This window comes from Hungatella sp. L36 (assembly GCF_014288035.1).
The window spans coordinates 1-17,350 of sequence record NZ_JACOPC010000001.1 but is presented as its reverse complement, the minus strand read 5'-3'; the positions used below and the strand labels follow the sequence as shown (position 1 = coordinate 17,350).

Annotated in this window: 17 protein-coding genes and 2 pseudogenes; 14 read left to right on the top strand and 5 right to left on the bottom strand. The window is 48.1% G+C overall.

Annotation, left to right across the window (positions count from 1 at the left end):
• Positions 1-37: 37 nt before the first annotated feature.
• The 4 genes from H8S80_RS00095 to H8S80_RS00080 all read right to left on the bottom strand — a co-directional run bounded on the left by H8S80_RS00095 (position 38) and on the right by H8S80_RS00080 (position 4,080).
• Positions 38-811 carry an HpcH/HpaI aldolase family protein gene (locus H8S80_RS00095; protein WP_025532287.1) on the bottom strand — a complete coding sequence of 258 codons (774 nt, stop codon included), beginning with the start codon at positions 809-811 and terminating at the stop codon, positions 38-40.
• A gap of 63 nt (positions 812-874) precedes the next feature.
• Positions 875-1,711, bottom strand: coding sequence for a carbohydrate ABC transporter permease (locus H8S80_RS00090; protein ID WP_117620935.1), 837 nt, complete (start codon positions 1,709-1,711; stop codon positions 875-877).
• Positions 1,708-2,577, bottom strand: coding sequence for a carbohydrate ABC transporter permease (locus tag H8S80_RS00085; protein ID WP_002600933.1), 870 nt, complete (start codon positions 2,575-2,577; stop codon positions 1,708-1,710). Before H8S80_RS00085 ends, H8S80_RS00090 begins: the two co-directional genes overlap by 4 nt.
• Positions 2,578-2,718: 141 nt before the next feature.
• Positions 2,719-4,080, bottom strand: a complete 1,362-nt coding sequence (locus H8S80_RS00080) for an ABC transporter substrate-binding protein (RefSeq protein WP_117631329.1) — start codon at positions 4,078-4,080, stop codon at positions 2,719-2,721.
• Between the two features lie 146 nt (positions 4,081-4,226).
• Between H8S80_RS00080 and H8S80_RS00075 the strand changes: the two genes are divergently transcribed.
• Together H8S80_RS00075 and H8S80_RS00070 are read left to right on the top strand one after the other, a co-directional pair.
• Positions 4,227-5,765, top strand: coding sequence for a response regulator transcription factor (locus H8S80_RS00075; protein WP_002600935.1), 1,539 nt, complete (start codon positions 4,227-4,229; stop codon positions 5,763-5,765).
• Entirely contained in the window at positions 5,749-7,533 is a 1,785-nt protein-coding gene (locus H8S80_RS00070) for a sensor histidine kinase (protein ID WP_002600936.1), read from the top strand. The genes H8S80_RS00075 and H8S80_RS00070 overlap by 17 nt, the downstream gene beginning before the upstream one ends.
• A 135-nt stretch (positions 7,534-7,668) precedes the next feature.
• On the opposite strand, the gene H8S80_RS00065 is transcribed toward H8S80_RS00070, so the two are convergent.
• Positions 7,669-8,472 carry a peptidoglycan recognition protein family protein gene (locus H8S80_RS00065; RefSeq protein ID WP_242840503.1) on the bottom strand — a complete coding sequence of 268 codons (804 nt, stop codon included), beginning with the start codon at positions 8,470-8,472 and terminating at the stop codon, positions 7,669-7,671.
• Between the two features lie 273 nt (positions 8,473-8,745).
• On the opposite strand from H8S80_RS00065, the pseudogene H8S80_RS34070 reads away from it, so the two are divergent.
• The 12 genes and pseudogenes from H8S80_RS34070 to H8S80_RS00005 form a co-directional block, all read left to right on the top strand.
• Positions 8,746-9,765, top strand: a pseudogene (locus H8S80_RS34070) (collagen-like protein); the annotation flags it as partial.
• 346 nt (positions 9,766-10,111) lie between these two features.
• Positions 10,112-11,056 carry a DUF6017 domain-containing protein gene (locus H8S80_RS00055; RefSeq protein ID WP_007709596.1) on the top strand — a complete coding sequence of 315 codons (945 nt, stop codon included), beginning with the start codon at positions 10,112-10,114 and terminating at the stop codon, positions 11,054-11,056.
• A 36-nt stretch (positions 11,057-11,092) separates the two neighbouring features.
• A complete protein-coding gene (locus tag H8S80_RS00050) occupies positions 11,093-11,566 on the top strand; it encodes a PcfB family protein (protein ID WP_006775667.1) in 474 nt (157 codons plus the stop codon).
• Positions 11,563-13,347 (top strand): VirD4-like conjugal transfer protein, CD1115 family, encoded by a 1,785-nt coding sequence (locus tag H8S80_RS00045; protein ID WP_007709590.1) that lies wholly within the window; start codon positions 11,563-11,565, stop codon positions 13,345-13,347. The genes H8S80_RS00050 and H8S80_RS00045 overlap by 4 nt, the downstream gene beginning before the upstream one ends.
• 63 nt (positions 13,348-13,410) lie before the next feature.
• The gene (locus H8S80_RS00040; RefSeq protein ID WP_083490986.1) at positions 13,411-13,551 is read left to right on the top strand and encodes a Maff2 family mobile element protein; all 141 of its coding nucleotides are present in this window, start codon (positions 13,411-13,413) and stop codon (positions 13,549-13,551) included.
• Between the two features lie 267 nt (positions 13,552-13,818).
• On the top strand, positions 13,819-14,304 hold the full coding sequence (locus H8S80_RS00035; RefSeq protein WP_008818014.1) for an RNA polymerase sigma factor: 486 nt from the start codon (positions 13,819-13,821) through the stop codon (positions 14,302-14,304).
• On the top strand, positions 14,297-15,001 hold the full coding sequence (locus H8S80_RS00030; RefSeq protein ID WP_009259848.1) for a zf-HC2 domain-containing protein: 705 nt from the start codon (positions 14,297-14,299) through the stop codon (positions 14,999-15,001). The genes H8S80_RS00035 and H8S80_RS00030 overlap by 8 nt, the downstream gene beginning before the upstream one ends.
• A 158-nt stretch (positions 15,002-15,159) precedes the next feature.
• Positions 15,160-15,618: an RNA polymerase sigma factor gene (locus tag H8S80_RS00025; RefSeq protein ID WP_023921375.1), complete on the top strand. Its 459-nt coding sequence runs from the start codon at positions 15,160-15,162 to the stop codon at positions 15,616-15,618.
• Positions 15,596-15,793 carry a helix-turn-helix domain-containing protein gene (locus H8S80_RS00020; RefSeq protein WP_004853580.1) on the top strand — a complete coding sequence of 66 codons (198 nt, stop codon included), beginning with the start codon at positions 15,596-15,598 and terminating at the stop codon, positions 15,791-15,793. The genes H8S80_RS00025 and H8S80_RS00020 overlap by 23 nt, the downstream gene beginning before the upstream one ends.
• A gap of 57 nt (positions 15,794-15,850) precedes the next feature.
• The gene (locus tag H8S80_RS00015) at positions 15,851-16,261 is read left to right on the top strand and encodes a hypothetical protein (protein WP_023921374.1); all 411 of its coding nucleotides are present in this window, start codon (positions 15,851-15,853) and stop codon (positions 16,259-16,261) included.
• A gap of 568 nt (positions 16,262-16,829) precedes the next feature.
• The gene (locus H8S80_RS00010; protein ID WP_118090899.1) at positions 16,830-17,225 is read left to right on the top strand and encodes a plasmid mobilization protein; all 396 of its coding nucleotides are present in this window, start codon (positions 16,830-16,832) and stop codon (positions 17,223-17,225) included.
• Positions 17,197-17,350 (top strand): annotated as a pseudogene (locus H8S80_RS00005) (relaxase/mobilization nuclease domain-containing protein); the annotation flags it as partial. The gene H8S80_RS00010 and the pseudogene H8S80_RS00005, both read left to right, overlap by 29 nt.

The following is a 17,350-nucleotide window of genomic DNA, read 5'->3' as shown; positions in this document are numbered from 1 at the left end:
GGGCGTATTTGAAAATCACTTTCAAACAGGCCCTGGTCTAGAATTCCGCCAGTTCATCAAAATTGCGCTTCAAACCATCGGCCAGCACCCTGGCATCCTGTCCGAATACCACCCACTGAATTCCTTTTCCCATGGCTTTCGCGGCTTCTTCCTTCGTCGCTCCGATAGCTGCCCCCAGCGTTAAGCCTTTGGCTCTGACACGCCGGCAGATGTCATCGTATACCTCTGGAAGCTCATACTTCTTCTCGCCGGTCTGGCCTTTGATCGATCGTCCCAGGTCCGCCGCACCGATGAAGAGAGAATCGATTCCATTTACTTCCATGATTTCATCCAGGTTCTCGTATCCCTCCAGAGTCTCGATCTGCATAACCTTATATACCCGCTCGTAAGCCGTCTGAATATACTCATCTTCGTCAATCAGACCGTAGCGGATCGCTCTGATCGGTCCCTGGCCCCGCACGCCGCCATGATCCGGGTAGGAACAGGAACGGACTGCCTCCTTCGCCACCTCCGCGTTATTGGTAAACGGGAATATAATTCCGTCCGGTCCCATATCGAGGATCGCTTTCATCGCCTTCACATCGACTCCCGGCACCCTGACAAATGCCGCACAGCCTGCTCCCTGCGCCGCTACGATGTGATGAAATATCTCCTGTCTGTCCAGAGGCCCGTGCTCCGCGTCTATCCAAACATAGTCATATCCAATATATCCGGCCATCTCGCTCACCATGGGGTCGGCCATATTTAGGAAAAATCCCTTTACCAGCTTTCCTGCGGCTATCTTCTCTCTTATTCTGTCAACCTTATTCATTCTTTGTCTCCATTTCCGTCCGAATCCTGCGGACATTTCATTTAATATAAAATATGGGCTGCCTTATCCCTTTACTGCCCCAAGTGTCACACTCGATAAGAATTTATCCTGGAACATGAGGAATACGATAATTAAAGGGATTGTGACCAGCGTACAGCCGGAAAGCACCAGCTCCCACGGCACCGAACGGGCGGAATCCGTCTCGTTCAACGTCGGGAGAATAACCATGATCGGCATCAGCTTCTGTTTCGTCAGCATGATCTTAGGGTAGAGAAGCTCATTCCATTTGCTTAAAAACTGCAGAATCGCCAGCGCTCCAATGGAGGGGGAGGAAATTGGAAGGACGATCTTCGAGAAGATTTTCCACTCTCCGGCCCCGTCGATCCTGGCGGCCTCAATCAGGGAATCGGGAATCGACATCATATACTGGCGCATCAGGAACATGGCAAATACATTGGCCGCCCCCGGAATGATCTGAACCCGGTAAGTATTCAGCCATTTCATCTTGGAAAAGATCAGGTACAGCGGCGTGATGTTCAGCTCTGCCGGAATCATCATTGTGATGAGAAGCATGAGAAACAGAACATTTCTTCCGCGGAATTTAAATTTGGCAAAGGCATAGCCTGCCATGGAAGCCAGAAGGCAGGAAAGCGCCGTGTAGCTGGCCGCCACGAAGATGGAGTTTCCAAAGGTCCGCAGAATCAGGCCGGAATTGAAGTTCAGCAGGCGCTTAAAATTCGCCAGTGTCGGATGAACCGGAAATCCGGCCGAATTGCCATACAGCTCCTGGGCTGTCTTTAAGGAGCCGGAAATCATGATAAATACCGGAAATACGGCTGCGAAGCAGGCCATCATGACAATCGCGTTCAGCAGGATTATTTTCCCCTGTCTTTTCGTCATTCCTCGTCACCTCCCAAAACTTTAAGCTGAATCAGCGTCAGCACCAGAATCACAGCTACCAGAATCCATCCGGCCGCCGCTGCCATTCCGAACTGGCCGCCGGACATGCTGTTGATAATTAAGTTAATATAGGGCGCTACCTTCATGGAAGGATCGTAGTTCTGCGCCAGCAGAAGGTTCGGCTCCGTATAGATTTTAAAGGAACCGATGGCATTGGTGATAAACGCCACCATAAAGGTCGGCTTCATCATCGGAAGAATAATGTGCCATAAATTCTGCAGGCCGCTGGCTCCGTCGATGGATGCGGCTTCCGTGATGTCCTCGCCAATGGTCGTCAGGCCGGACAGATAGATGATAAAATACCAGCCGATTCCCCTCCAGGACAGCAGAGTGACCACAGTCCAGCGCATCCAGGCCGGATCGGTCAAAAATGGAATCGTCTTTCCGAGGATCTGATTGATGACACCAACTCTCTCTCCAAAAATAATCTTAAAGCAGAGGGAGCTGGCAACCACCGCACAGATCTGCGGAAGAAAAATAAGTGGTTTATAGACGGAACGCATCCGTCCCACAAACTTTGACTTGACAGCCAGAGCCAGTAAAAATGAGAAGGCCATGGTTGGAATGAAGCTGAAAATAAAGTAAAAGACTGTATTCCCCAGACATTTCCACATCGTATCATAGTTAAAAAGATTTTTATAGTTCTGCAGTCCCACCCACTTTGCCGCACCGTAACCGCTGTATTTGAAAAAGCTTAAGCCCAGAGAATACAGAGCGGGCCAGAGAAAAAACAGCAGGTAAATTACCATAAACGGCAGCAGAAACAGATAGGGGACGGCAGATTTTTTTAATTTATACCGGTTCAAATTGTCGATGCCTCCTTTGTTTTCGCAAGTGACGAGCCAGGCGGATAGTTTCGTATCACTGGCATTTTTCCAACAAGAAAGGCGACGAAATGCATCATCGCCTCTCTTCATACACATGTACCTGATAAATGCTCCCGCTATTTATTCAAACGGATTGCCGATCTGATTGATCATGTCATCCTGCGCGGCCTTCAGCGCTTCATCAAGTGTCATATTATCCTGTAAATACTCGTCAAGATACTGGAGAATAATCTTCTGCTCCTGGGAGGAAGCCGGATTATACGGGAATATCTTTAAATATTCCATGGCTTCGCTGTTCACCTCGCCTAAGCTGCACGCATAATACTCGTTGCCGCCATTATAATACGCATCGTCAGCCGCGGATTTTAATGCAGGAAGTACGCCGGTTACATCGAAAATAATCTTGGCCGCATCTTCGTCAAAGCACATCTTTGTCATCACTTCTGCCGCCAGCTCCTTATTCCTGGCCGCCGCCGGAATTACCCAGATTGCTCCGCCGGCATCAGAACCTTCTCTGATCTCTTCCGGCCACGGTGCCATAGCCCATTTTCCCTTCTGGCTCTCAAGGTTGAAATTCTTAAAATCGGTCTTAAACCAGCCTCCGATGAGCTGAGATACAATTTCACCGTTGTCAAAGGCAGGAGTCCAGTCCGCCGACCATTCAGCCGCGCTGGACATGACGCCGGAATCGTTCAGCTTCTTCATCCGTTCAAAGGTCAGCTTTACGTCCTCGTTGGAAGCCAGATTATAATTGCCGTTTTCATCACAGAAGCCTGCTCCCGTGCCGCTTAACATCATCATAAAATCATAGCTTGTGGTCGGTACATTGTAATTTTCCATGCAGGCGTTGGGATATTTTTCCCGGATCGTCTCACCCGCTGCGATAAATTCGTCGATTGTCTTTACCTGACGCACGTCAATGCCACATTCCTCGAAGATGTCTGCACGGTAAAACCATACCTTTGGCTTTACCTCCCTCGGCAGTGCATAATACGTGCCGTCGTACTTCATAATACTTTTCGCTGCGTCAATGATCTTGTCCTCATATTCCGCAATGTAGTCCCCCAGCGGATAGAGCACGCCGGCCTTGGCAAATTCCGGGAGCTGCGTGTAATTGAGACGGACAATATCGGGAACATTTTCACCGGAGGTTAAAGCCAGTCTCAGCTTGTCCGCCACATCGCCGTCTCCGCTTCCTCCCAGCTGAACCTCAAAATCCACCTTTTCTGCCAGATCGGGATTCTGTTCCAGAAATTTCTCATTGATCGTCTCGTAATTTTCCGTAGAAGGAAATACCATCATGGAGAGAGTCGTCTTTTCCCCCGAAGCCGCGCCCTCTGTCGTCTCCTTCTTCTCCCCCGCCTGGGCCTGTGCCGTGGTTTCTCCTCCGGCAGGAGCCTCACTTCCTGTCCCACAACCTGCAAGCATAGTTCCCACCATCATAAAGCTTAAAGCCAATGCCGCAATTCTTCTCCTTTTCATAACTCATGTCCTTTCTATCGTGATTTGTACCCCTATTATATTGGATTTACAATTTTCTGAACATATGCTAATATTACTATATTCTTTAAAATCCTACGATTTATTTCTGTATTCTGTGCGAAAGACGCAAAAAAGGGGGAAAATCTGTGTTTCATTTATTAATTGTCGAAGATGAAAAACGGACACGGGAGGGGCTGTGCCGCCATATCGACTGGAACGGAATCGGTGTCGATCCCGTAACCGCCGTCGCAGGCGGGATGGAGGCGCTGCTTGCCGTGGATGATATCAAGCCTGATATCCTGCTGTCCGATATCCGGATGCCTCATATGACGGGAATTGAGCTGGCGACCATTATCCGCAAGAAATTTCCCAGATGCAAGATCATTTTCCTGAGCGGTTATGCGGACAAGGAGTATCTGATGTCAGCAATCGAGCTGAAGGTGGTTAATTACATAGAAAAACCGATCGACGTGGTTGAGATACGGAAAGCGGTATCAAAAGCGGTCATGCAGCTGGAATCCGAGCAGAAAGAGGAATTGATTCACGACGGATTTCAGAAGGCCCTTCCGATTATCCATGAGGAGATCGTCTCCGCCCTCGTTTCCCCCGGCCTGGACTGGCAGAGATTCAGCCAGGACTTTATCCCGCTCTATTTTGAGTGGACTAAAATAGGGAATTACTCTCTGTCCTGTATCCGGCCCGTCAAAAAGCTGGCCGGTGATGCCGGAGCCAGAGCCTTTCTCTCTTCGGTCGCCCGAGAACTCGAGCAGGCGCACGGTCTTGCTCCGGACGATTACCTATTAAGCCTTCGTTCTTCGAGAGAGGCCGTACTCATTTACAGGAATCTCCCCTCCTCTGTTATGACGCGCATCCTGGGAGACCTTCAGGCTTCCGCATCAAAATCCCAGCTTCCGGAGACAGCGATCGGAATCAGCTGGCCCTGTCTCTCCCTGACGGAGATTCCCGAACTCTATGCTGCGGTATCACGGATGACCGAATATGAAAGCTTTTACTATGAGAATTATGGGACGATTACTTTTGCGGAACCGCTGCCTTTAAAAGAGGTTCCCAAAAATATCTTTCGTCTGAAGGAACTGACCTTATCCGGTGCGGAAACACTGTTTGACACTCTTGCCCGGGAAAAGTATACGGACATTCCCTATATTCGCGGTGAACTCTACAAGATTTACATGATGACCATAGAAAAAAGCTGGGATGAAAGGGTGGTGTCCTGGGATGCGTTTGAGACGCTTTCGCTGGCGGAATACAGGGAGCTTATCTATTATGAGGTCAATACCATCCAGCTTTTAGGCGGCGACATCTACGATATTAAAATTAAAAATGCGGTACATTACATTCTGTGGAATTACTCCAATCCCGACTTGTCTATCAAGGTCATCGCGGATCACGTAAATTTATCGCAGAATTACTTAAGTACGCTGTTCAAAAAACAGACCGGGGTAACCATCAATGACTTTCTTCTGAATATCCGTGCGGAAAAAGCATGCCGCCTTTTAAGTGATACGGACTTAAAGCTTTATGAAATCGCGGAAAGGATAGGTCTTTTGGACGCCAATTACTTAAGTACTGTCTTTAAGAGGCAGTACGGTGTCACACCGACACAGTACCGCAGGACTACGGCAAAATTTCCGAGAAGGGAGAAAATCCATGAAGGTGATTCATAACATCAAACGCTGTTTTTCTTCTATGAATTATATGAAGAAGCTGTTTTTCTCCTATTTCCTGATTATTTGCCTGATTCTTGTGATCTTCTCCTCGGCCAGCTCCTACTATTCATCAAAATCGGAGACGAAGCAGGCACTGTATACGGCTAAGAACATGCTGCTCCAGACCACGGAATTTCTCGGCTATAAGGTAACCTCCATCAAGAACATCATCAATGTGATCAGTGCAGATGAGACAATCCAGACCCTGATTGCCTCCAGCGATGAATTTAACAGAGAGAGTCAGAACAACTGGATTATATTAAGCACGACGGCAAAGAGCATCATGTACAATGCCAATACGTCTAAAGATATCCATAACATCCGCCTCTTTGCGCTCGACGGCTCCATTTCCTTCGAAAACAGCAAGGAATTCGGCCAGCTCACGGAGGAAGAAAAAGAGCGCTGGTATGAACGCTCCTCCGAAAAAGAAAATATCAGTTCCCTGTGGCTTCCCGCTTCGTTTTTCAGCTCCTCCGATAAGCTCGGGGCCATTACCTACGTGAAGAAAATCCCCGATTCCAAAAATTTAAATCAGTATTTGGGAACCCTGACCGCCACGATCAATAATTCTGCGTTTAAAGACGTAATTGCCCAGGCGGCTACTACGCTGGGTACCTCTGTCCTCCTCTACAATTCATATGGTGAGACAATTATGTATCACGGAAAGGAGGACTTTTTTACGCCGGCGGATGTCGAAGCGCTACATTTGCAGGCCGCTTCGGACACGGATTCGGAGCTGCAGCAGATTAAATTTAATGGCAAAAATCACTTTATTGGAATCCAGCCGATCAGCGGCTGTGACTGGACTCTGGCTATTCTGACTCCTTCCTCCGATATCTTAAGAGCGACGAGACGTTATCAGCAGCAGACCATCATCCTGGTCATCCTGTTGATCGTTCTCCTGATTCCGGTCCTGTACCGGACCTCGAAGCAGTTAAGTTCCCGCATCTACGTGTTGAAGGAGTACATCTCCAGGGCCGTCAGCTCTAACTTTGAGATCGAACCGCTCTGCAACGGTACGGATGAAATCGGTGTTCTGACCGACAGCTTCAATGACATGGTCCGGCAGATCTCCGGTCTCCTGAAGGAACAGTATAAGCTGGGTTATGAAATCAAGGATCTGGAATTTCAGGTTCTCCAGTCACAGATTAATCCCCATTTTCTCTACAACACGCTGGACATGATCTACTGGCTGGGAATCGATAATGAGGCGCCCGATGTGGCGGAGGCAGCAAAAGAACTGGGACGTTTCTACATGCTGAGCCTTGGACATGGGGAGACCATCGTCTCCCTGAAAAATGAGCTGGACCACGTGGCGGCCTACGTCAACGTTCAGAATATGCGGTTTGAAGATCATTTTAAGCTGACCATCGATGTGCCGGAAGAGCTATACGACTATAAGATTATCAAAATTATTCTCCAGCCGCTGGTTGAAAATGCAATCCTTCATGGAATCCGCGAAAAAAGTTCGGAATCTGGAGAAATTACCATCAGGGCTGGGCTGGAAGACGGCGTGATTACCATTTCTATTGAAGACGACGGGATCGGAATTCCAGAGGAGAAGCTGGGGACACTCCTTACCCGCGGGGAAAAGAATTCCGGCTATGGTGTATGGAATATTCATGAAAGAATCCAGCTTTCTTACGGAACGCAGTACGGCCTTCGCTACACGAGCCGGCCGTATATCGGCACAACGGTATTTATTACATTTCCGGCGCTGCTGTAAATGAGAGACACCGTTATTTTTAAGCAGGAAAAAGGAGTGGAACGCATAAAAATGGGTCCACTCCTTTTATAATGATTTGTTATCTAAAATCTTCTGCTGCCGAAAGCACTGTGATTTGCTTAAACTGCATCTCCCTTACTCCGCTTTCATTGTTTCCAGATTACCGGCGTTTTCATTCTGGCCGGTACTTTTCTTGCTGTTATCCGAATTATCACTTTTTAAATTTTCACTTTCGGAATTATCAGTTCCGGTCTTTTGGCTGTCGGGCCTGCCATTCTTATTCAGTTCCTTTAACGCCGCCTTTACATCTTTTAAAAATGCGTTCCACTCGTCTTCGTGGGCCACATAATAACGCGGGCAGTCTTTTCCGGTGGCATCGTAATGGCGGATCACATCTTTTTCTGTCAGATCCAGTTCCCAGCAAAGCCAGGAAGTCAGCTTCACCAGGGAAGCATATGTATCATCGGTAAACTTTCCATCCTCGCCGGGATGGCAGTTCTCAATCGAAACCGAGTCCAGATTCTTTTCCTTCGATGTGGAATAGGCGATTTCATCCAGTGGAATTCCCTGAAGAATCTCCCCGTCAAGCCCTATGATAAAATGGCTGCTGGCCGAGGTCGCCTTATCTCCCTTCTGATCTTTTAAATTATTGAAATAATTCCAGTTCTGCTTTGCAGTCGTTCCCGGATTCGCCACGTAATGAATGATGATCTCATTAACCCGGTTCATCTTTGTTCCCGGCCTGGAATACGGATTCACTTCGAAGAAATCCTGCGTAATCCAGTCAGGAGCGACAAGGGCGCTCAAATCGATAGCTCTGCGTTCTATCCGGCCTTCCATATACAGACTCAGCGCTCCCAGAACGGCTCCGGTCAAAAGAGCCAAAAATGCGGAAAAGAGGCCAAATAAAATCCTCGCTCTCCGGCGCTGCCGTTTCATTCTTTTTTGTCTTCTTATCCTGGAACGTCTCCGCATCTCAAGATCTTCGTATCTTTCATTATCCCGATTCATTTGTACCGGCTCACCTCGCCCCCCATTTTCTCTTACATAAGTGTAAGTCGTGAAGGCCTGAAATGTCAACATTCATACTATTAAGCTTTTATTACAAATTTCACCGGATATTCTTATTGTTTTGTAACATATAAAAACAACAATCCCCTCCTGTGTATATAATGATAGTGTAACTGTATTTTATTTGAAAGGATAATGATCATGAATTCATATAATAAACAATGTCAATGCCGCTGTCCCGGCTGCTGCCACGGCCCCGCTCCGGAGCCATGCCCTTGCCGGGTCGGACCGACTGGGGCTACTGGACCGACCGGAGCTACCGGGGCTGCTGGTCCGACAGGGCCTACGGGGGGTATGGGGGATACTGGACCTGCTGGACCAATTGGGCCCACTGGGGTGACAGGCCCTCAGGGAGTTACTGGGGCGACCGGGCCTACCGGAGTTACTGGGGCGACCGGAGCCACGGGGCTGACAGGAGCTACGGGGCCTACCGGTTCCACTGGAATTACTGGACTTACTGGAGCTACTGGGCCTACTGGGGTCACTGGTGCTACTGGAGCGACTGGTGCTACTGGAGCGACTGGCCCTACTGGAGCGACTGGCCCTACTGGAGCGACTGGCCCTACCGGACTTACTGGTGATCCTGGGGCTACTGGAGTTACTGGGGCGACCGGGGCTGCGGGACCCACTGGACCTACAGGACTTGCCGGGGCTACTGGGCCTACTGGGCCTACTGGGCCTACTGGGGCTACTGGCCCAACAGGGCTTACCGGTAATCCCGGTCCTACTGGCGCCACTGGGGCCACTGGCGCTTTAGGACCCACTGGACCTACAGGACTTACTGGTGATCCTGGGCCTACTGGGCCCGCTGGCGCTACTGGTCCTACTGGCCCAACAGGACTTACTGGTGATCCCGGATCTACAGGACCTACAGGACCTACCGGCGCTACCGGCCTTGTTGGTCCTACTGGAGCTACTGGTCCTACTGGGTCTACTGGATCTACTGGCCCAACTGGACTTACCGGGGATCCTGGACCGACTGGAGTTACTGGGCCTACCGGTCTTACCGGTCCTACTGGTGCTACCGGACCTACTGGAGCTACCGGTCTTACCGGTCCTATTGGTGCTACCGGATCCACTGGCGCTACTGGCCTTATTGGCCCTACCGGACCCACTGGTGCTACTGGCGCTACTGGCCTTATTGGCCCTACTGGCGCTACTGCCCCGTCAATATATGCACAACAAGGAAAATGCCGTAACCATGCGGCTTTCAGCACATTACAGACAATTAAACAACCCCTATAATTACACCTAAAACGCCGTAGCAAGGTTGGACAAGCCTTGATATGGCGTTTTTAAGTGAGTAGGATATGTCGCCGCAGCTTGAAAAGAGTTGCGGTTTTTTTATGCCCGAAAACAGGCGGTAACGTGGAACGTTAGGCGCGAAAAAGCCCTTATAATACAAGGCTTTTCAGACGCAAAAACGGCAAAGGCATACTGCAATACCAAAACCGCCGAAAACGGCTTTCTATTATTCCACGCAGACCGAGAAAGGAAGTGATAAAAAATGGCAGTTTTCCGAGTTGAGAGAAATACGGGCTATACCGTTATGAGCAACCACCACTTGCGCAATAAGGAACTCACCTTAAAGGCAAAAGGCTTGCTTTCGCAAATGCTGTCTTTGCCCGAAGATTGGGATTATACCCTTGCGGGCTTATCCCATATCAACCGGGAGAAGATCGACGCAATCCGCGAAGCGGTAAAGGAACTCGAAAAAGCCGGATATATCGTGCGCAGCCGGGAGCGCGACGAAAAGGGACGCTTGCGGGGCGCAGATTACGTCATATACGAGCAGCCGCAGCCGCGAGAGCCGGAAGCAGCTACCAGCGGCGGACAGCCGCCTATATTGGATTTACCTACATTGGAAAATCCAACATTGGATAATCCAACGTTGGAAAAACCTACGCAGGAAAAACCTACGTTGGAAAATCCAACGCAATTAAATAAAGATATATCAAGTAAAGAACAATCAATTACTGATCTATCAAGTACCCATTCCATTCCTTTCCATTCCCTAAATCCCTTGCCTTATGAGCAGGACGAAGCGGCTACGCCGCCGGAAAGGAAAAGAACGGAAGCGAAAACAAACAGTGCAATAGAGATTTATCGGGAAATCATCAAAGAAAACATCGACTATGACATTCTCATTCAAGACCCCAAAATGGATAAAGACCGTTTGGACGAGATTGTAGAAATCATGCTGGAAACCGTCTGCACAGCGCGAAAGACAATCCGTATTGCCGGGGACGACTACCCCGCCGAACTGGTGAAATCAAAGTTTATGAAGCTGAACAGCAGCCATATTGAGTTTGTTTTGGATTGCATGAGGGAGAACACAACCAAAGTGCGCAACATCAAGCAGTATCTAAAAGCGGTGCTGTTCAACGCGCCGAGTACCATTGACAGCTACTATACCGCCCTTGTCAATCACGACTTTTACGGCAGCAAATGAGCATAGCCGCAGTTTACCGGGAAAGGAGTTGATACCTTGCAGGAGGAAGTAACCCAAAAAACGATTGCCCTATCCGTCAACGTGGGAAAAGGCGCGGCAAGGCTTACCGAACAGGCGTTACAGAAAGCAATCAAGAAGTTTTTGGAGCAGAAAAGCAAAGCACCGCATGGGAAACAGACCATGCGGCAGCTTATGAAGCAAAATGCGGGGGTTTCCAACATCGAGATCACCGACAGCAATATCAAAGCCTTTGAGAGTACCGCGAAGAAATACAACATAGATTTTTCGCTGAAAAAGGTTAAGGGCGAACAGACCCGTTACCTTGTGTTTTTCAAAGGCAGGGACGCGGACGTTATGACCGCAGCGTTTCAAGAGTTTTCCGCAAAGAAGCTGAACAGGGATAAAAAGCCCTCTATCCGCAAAGCCCTTGCCGCAGCAAAGGACAAGGCGAAGCAGCTTAACGCCGCCCGCGACAAGGTAAAGAAAATAGACAGGGGGCGCGAGATATGAAGCAGATAAACTACAAAAAGCTGATAATCCCGAATATCCCGTATGTGTTCTTTGTCTATCTCTTTGATAAGGTGGGACAGGCGGTGCGGCTTGCCCCCGGCGCGGATATTTCCGAAAAGATACTCAATATCACACAGGGATTTTCCGAAGCGTTTTCAAATGCCTTGCCGAGCGTTCACCCGTTGGATTTGCTTATTGGCATTGTCGGCGCGGTGGTTATCCGTCTGATTGTCTATGTCAAAGGGAAAAACGCGAAGAAATACCGCAAGGGCGCAGAATACGGCAGCGCACGTTGGGGCAACGCCGAAGATATAAAGCCCTACATCGACCCAGATTTTCAGAACAACATCATTTTGACGCAGACCGAACGGCTTACCATGAACAGCCGCCCTAAATCACCGAAATACGCGAGAAATAAAAACGTCGTGGTGATCGGCGGCAGCGGCAGCGGAAAAACAAGGTTTTTTGTAAAGCCTAATTTAATGCAGCTTCATTCTTCCTACGTCTTGACCGACCCGAAAGGCACCGTCCTAATCGAGTGCGGAAAGCTGCTGCAACGGGCAGGCTACCGCATTAAGGTACTGAACACGATAAACTTTCGGAAAAGTATGCACTATAACCCCTTTGTCTATATCCGCAGCGAAAAGGACGTGTTAAAGGTTGTCAATACCCTTATCGTGAATACCAAAGGCGAGGGAGAAAAGAGCGCGGAAGATTTTTGGGTGAAAGCCGAGAGGTTACTATATTGCGCGTTGATCGGCTACATTTGGTATGAAGCCCCCGCCGAGGAAATGAACTTTATTACCCTGTTGGAACTTATCAACGCAAGCGAAGCACGCGAGGACGACGAGGAATACCAAAGCCCCGTTGATCTGCTCTTTGCCGATTTGGAAGAACGCAGCCCCGACCATTTCGCGGTGAAGCAATATAAAAAATACAAATTGGCGGCGGGCAAAACGGCAAAGTCAATCCTTATTTCTTGCGGTGCGCGTCTTGCCCCTTTTGATATAGAGGAACTCCGGGAACTCATGTCCTATGATGAATTGGAACTTGATACATTGGGCGACAGGAAAACCGCGCTTTTCCTCATAATGAGCGATACCGACGACACCTTTAATTTTGTTATCGCTATTTTGCAATCGCAACTTTTCAATTTACTTTGTGATAAAGCGGACGACGAATATAACGGCAAATTGCCTGTTCACGTCCGCTTTTTGCTTGACGAGTTTGCCAACATCGGGCAGATACCCCGCTTTGATAAACTAATTGCGACCATTCGCAGCCGGGAAATGTCCGCTTCTATCATTCTGCAATCGCAGAGCCAGCTAAAAGCCATTTACAAGGACGCGGCAGAAATCATACTTGATAATGCCGACAGCACCTTGTTTTTGGGAGGACGTGGGAAAAATGCAAAGGATATTTCGGATAACTTGGGACGGGAAACAATCGACAGTTTCAACACTTCCGAAAATCGCGGCACGCAGGTTTCTCATGGACTTACTTATCAAAAATTAGGAAAGGAGTTGATGACACAGGACGAAATAGCAGTTATGGACGGTGGGAAATGTATTTTGCAGCTACGCGGTGTACGTCCCTTTTTAAGCGACAAATACGATATAACGAAACACCCGAACTACAAATACCTTTCCGACTTCGACAAGAAAAACGCTTTTGACGTTGAACGGTATATGTCTACCCGTCCGGCAATCGTAAAGCCCGATGAAGCCTTTGACATATACGAAATAGATTTGTCCGACGAGGACGCAGCCGCCGAGGAATAACGGCGGCATTTTCATTTTCAACAACATTTTTTGAGCCGCACAACGGCAGAAAGCGAGGTTTATATGGATTTCTTTAACAGCGCAGTTGGTGTATTGCAGACTTTGGTTATCGCGCTTGGCGCAGGTCTTGGCATTTGGGGTGCCATTAACTTAATGGAGGGTTACGGCAACGACAATCCCGGAGCCAATGCTCATGTACGGTAGAGAAGCACAAGACATGGATAGCCAGCCCTGCCACTATTCCGAAGTCAGGGGAACGCAATAGAAAAATTCATAGCTGTATGCTATACTTAATTAGCATTTGAACATATCAAGCTGACACAGCAATCTCTTTGCTTGCCGTTAATGTGCGTCTACCAACAGTCCGCAGAAAGCAAGAGTAGCGTAAAGGTATAAAAATTTCAAACTTCTTTGTAACGAAATTCCGATTTCTCCGTCTAACCTATGAAGCTGAAGGAGGTGATGACAAGTATGGACTATGAAAAGCTCTATAAAGCCTACTATTTACAGGTATACTCGTATACTATTTCTCTTGCCAAAAATCGTGAGATAGCAGAGGAAATCACGCAGAACACATTCTATAAGGCTGTTTCTACAACATCACAATTCAAAGGTAAGTCAGATGAATTGACATGGCTCTGCTCCATAGCAAAAAATCTTTACCATGATGAAATGCGAAGCCGTCAGCGAGTAGCTGATGTGAGTGAAATCAATGACTTGCCATCAAATGAAAATGTTGAGAACTCAGTTGCAGATTCTGACATGGCGTTCCGCATACACCTCGTTCTTCACCGTTTGGAAGAACCATACAAAGAAGTCTTTCAGCTTCGCGTATTCGGGGAACTATCTTTTTCACAAATCGCTGCAATTTTTGGAAAAACAGAATCATGGGCGAGAGTTACTTATCATCGTGCAAAGCTAAAAATTCAAGAAAGGATGGATGAAAAGCATGAGTAAACAATGCGATATTGTTCGAGATATTCTTCCGCTGTATGTTGACGGTGCTTGCAGCGAAGCAAGCGCAGAGATGGTAAAAGAGCATTTGAACGCCTGTGCTGATTGTAACGCAATTTATCAGAAATTGCTTTCTCACACGAGCGAAGATGTTCTTCACGAAGAAAGCGAAAGCGTTATTATGCGCCATGAGGCAAAAGAAAAGCAGAGGGGCAGGAAAAAGATAACGATTGCTGTTCTCGTTTCCATCGCTCTTTGTACCATTGCAATTTTTACAGCTCTCTTTCTGTTACCTATAAACATTGCTTATGAGCCTGTCAAAATCGACTTCCCATTTGAGGTTGAAGATGTCGAAAGCGTTGAAATGTACCACTATGACGGAGTGCCTGCATCAGCAGAAAAGAAAGTAGTTGTTGCTGAAAATGATATAAAGACCCTGTATGATAAGTTCAAGGACTTATCCTTAAAAGACAAAACAACTGAGGAAACTGCCGGAGCAGATGTGACCAGCTTTAGATTTAACCTCTCAGATGGAACAAGCTACGATTTGATTTACGCCTGCTATGGAGTTAAAAACGGCGAATTGAAGTCAGAAGCAGGCGGTTTTAAGTATTTCACAAGTGCGGATATTGGCTCTTATTGGAACAATTTGAATACGGACCTTGAAGCAATTCCTATCAATGAGAGTGAATTGCCGTGAGCAGATAGCAAACCCAGCCGAGCCTGTCAACGGTCAAGATGAACGGCGCAAATGCGCCGCCGTTGACAGCCCCGCCCGTCTTTGCTGTTCGGTAATCAAGAGGGCGACAGCACAAGATGCTGCCGCCCTCTGCCATTATTCAGAAAGGGGGATTTTCCATGACCGAACACGAAAAGTATCAAGAACATATCCGGCATACACACGATGCCTTTTGCAAGACTGTTATTCGCCACGCTGCCATAGACGCAGCCCGGAGCATACGGAGCCGCCGCAAGCGGGAAATCTCGCTTGAATATCTGATAGAAGAAAAACACTATCCATTCAGTACCACAGATAAATACTTTGCGGAGCAATCCGGCATGACCAGCTATCCGCTTTTCGTCTGTGGTCAGATGGTGCTTTTGGAAAGTCCAGAGCTTGCCGCAGCCCTGTCCGCACTATCACAGATGGAACAGGAAATCATTTTCTTGTACTACTTCCAACGATTGACGCATAGGGAGATTGGACGGAGATATGGACGGGCTGGCAACACAACCGGGCGGCGTATTCAGATGATTTTACGGCGGCTACGGGCAGAGTTGGAGGGCTTGTCCTATGAACCAGCTACTTCCCTATGAAACAATCGTTAAGGCAAGCGAGGGCGACCCGGAAGCTGTTGCCGCCGTCCTATCCCATTATGCCGGATATATCCGCTCTTGTGCGAAAATGGACGGACAGATCAACACAGATATGCAGGAACATATCGTCGGGCGGCTGATAGAAAGCCTGTTGAAGTTCCGCTTTGACCGCTAAGCAGAAAAGTTGTATAATTAGAGCCTGACAAATTAAACTTTAATGGGGGTGGAGCAAATGGAACAGATTATCAATTATAGAGACATACCCACAGATAAAAGGCTTGACATATTAAATGCTCTTGAGCGAATAGGTTTTTTTCCTGCATACGGCGGTGTGAAAACCATGCAACAAATTATGGAAAAGTCAGTTCCGGGTTCAGGTCCACAATTCTATTTCGTTTTCCGTGAAAATGAGTTGATAGGGTACAATTTTCTCATTGGTGACACTAAGAAATATAAAGCGTTCCCATGGCTTGCTATTAGCAATATGGATGAGCAGAAGTTGGCTGTTTGCGAAGAACTGATGAAAATACAAATTGCTTTTTTTGAAGAACTCGGAATGCAAAAGATAGCAGATCATTGCGTTAGGATTATGGAAGATTACAGAAAAGGGATTGGAAAGCGAAAAGAAAGCGATTGCAGATAAATTCCATTTGAAAAACGGCTGACAATTTAATACCGCCGCCCATCACAGCGGCATATAAGCAGTAAATCTTGAAAAAGGTTTGCTGCTTTTTTTGCGCCTATTTTCAAAAATCTTTGGCAAACCACACCGCCGGATTGTTGTAGGGAGCAGGACGGGGAAATCAAAAAAATTTCCGCTGCATTTGCCAAAACGCACCTTTTTCACCGTTGTAGTGGTGAACAGCGGGCAGAACACGCCGCCGCAATCGCTATATTGGTGGAGCAAGCCAGTATATCCGCAAACCAGAGCCGCCGAGGAAAGCGGCAGTTTTTTAGAGCAAGATTCTACCGAGGTGCCAAAATTCGCTTTTCACTCATTTTGCCCCTGCGGGAATCTTGTTGGGGAGTGCCTTCCCCAAACCCTGCTATCCCCTGCGGGGAAACAAAAAAACAGCATAAAGCAACGGCAACTTTTTGCTGATTTTTGTACTGACTTATGAGGGGATTTTTTCAAAAACAGTTCCGCTTCACACCCTGTTTTTCTCCTATTAGTGAGAGGACACCATACACAGAAAGGAGGTCTGCCGACCATGAAACGATACAACACACCGCACCGCAGCCGGGTAGTCAAGACACGCATGACCGAGGAAGAATACGCCGAGTTTGCGGAAAGGCTTTCTGCTTACAACATGAGCCAAGCCGAGTTTATTCGGCAAGCCATAACCGGGGCAGCCATACGCCCCATCATAACCGTTTCCCCCGTCAACGACGAGCTGCTTGCCGCTGTCGGGAAGCTGACCGCCGAATACGGCAGGATCGGCGGCAACTTAAACCAGATAGCCCGAACGCTGAACGAGTGGCACAGCCCCTACCCGCAGCTTGTCGGGGAGGTACGGGCAGCGGTTTCCGACCTTGCTGCCCTAAAGTTTGAAGTCTTGCAGAAAGTGGGTGACGCTGTTGGCAACATTCAAACATATCAGCTCTAAAAATGCCGACTATGGCGCAGCGGAAGCCTATCTCACATTTGAGCATGACGAGTTTACCATGAAGCCCACCCTTGATGAAAACGGGCGGCTGATACCGAGGGAGGATTACCGCATTTCTTCCTCAA

Coding starts and splice junctions, on each gene's coding strand:
- H8S80_RS00095 (WP_025532287.1), bottom strand. CDS start 811: ATGAATAAGGTTGACAGAATAAGAGAGAAGATAGCCGCAGGAAAGCTG.
- H8S80_RS00090 (WP_117620935.1), bottom strand. CDS start 1,711: ATGACGAAAAGACAGGGGAAAATAATCCTGCTGAACGCGATTGTCATG.
- H8S80_RS00080 (WP_117631329.1), bottom strand. CDS start 4,080: ATGAAAAGGAGAAGAATTGCGGCATTGGCTTTAAGCTTTATGATGGTG.
- H8S80_RS00070 (WP_002600936.1), top strand. CDS start 5,749: ATGAAGGTGATTCATAACATCAAACGCTGTTTTTCTTCTATGAATTAT.
- H8S80_RS00065 (WP_242840503.1), bottom strand. CDS start 8,472: ATGAAACGGCAGCGCCGGAGAGCGAGGATTTTATTTGGCCTCTTTTCC.
- H8S80_RS00055 (WP_007709596.1), top strand. CDS start 10,112: ATGGCAGTTTTCCGAGTTGAGAGAAATACGGGCTATACCGTTATGAGC.
- H8S80_RS00045 (WP_007709590.1), top strand. CDS start 11,563: ATGAAGCAGATAAACTACAAAAAGCTGATAATCCCGAATATCCCGTAT.
- H8S80_RS00040 (WP_083490986.1), top strand. CDS start 13,411: ATGGATTTCTTTAACAGCGCAGTTGGTGTATTGCAGACTTTGGTTATC.
- H8S80_RS00035 (WP_008818014.1), top strand. CDS start 13,819: ATGGACTATGAAAAGCTCTATAAAGCCTACTATTTACAGGTATACTCG.
- H8S80_RS00030 (WP_009259848.1), top strand. CDS start 14,297: ATGAGTAAACAATGCGATATTGTTCGAGATATTCTTCCGCTGTATGTT.
- H8S80_RS00025 (WP_023921375.1), top strand. CDS start 15,160: ATGACCGAACACGAAAAGTATCAAGAACATATCCGGCATACACACGAT.
- H8S80_RS00020 (WP_004853580.1), top strand. CDS start 15,596: ATGAACCAGCTACTTCCCTATGAAACAATCGTTAAGGCAAGCGAGGGC.
- H8S80_RS00015 (WP_023921374.1), top strand. CDS start 15,851: ATGGAACAGATTATCAATTATAGAGACATACCCACAGATAAAAGGCTT.
- H8S80_RS00010 (WP_118090899.1), top strand. CDS start 16,830: ATGAAACGATACAACACACCGCACCGCAGCCGGGTAGTCAAGACACGC.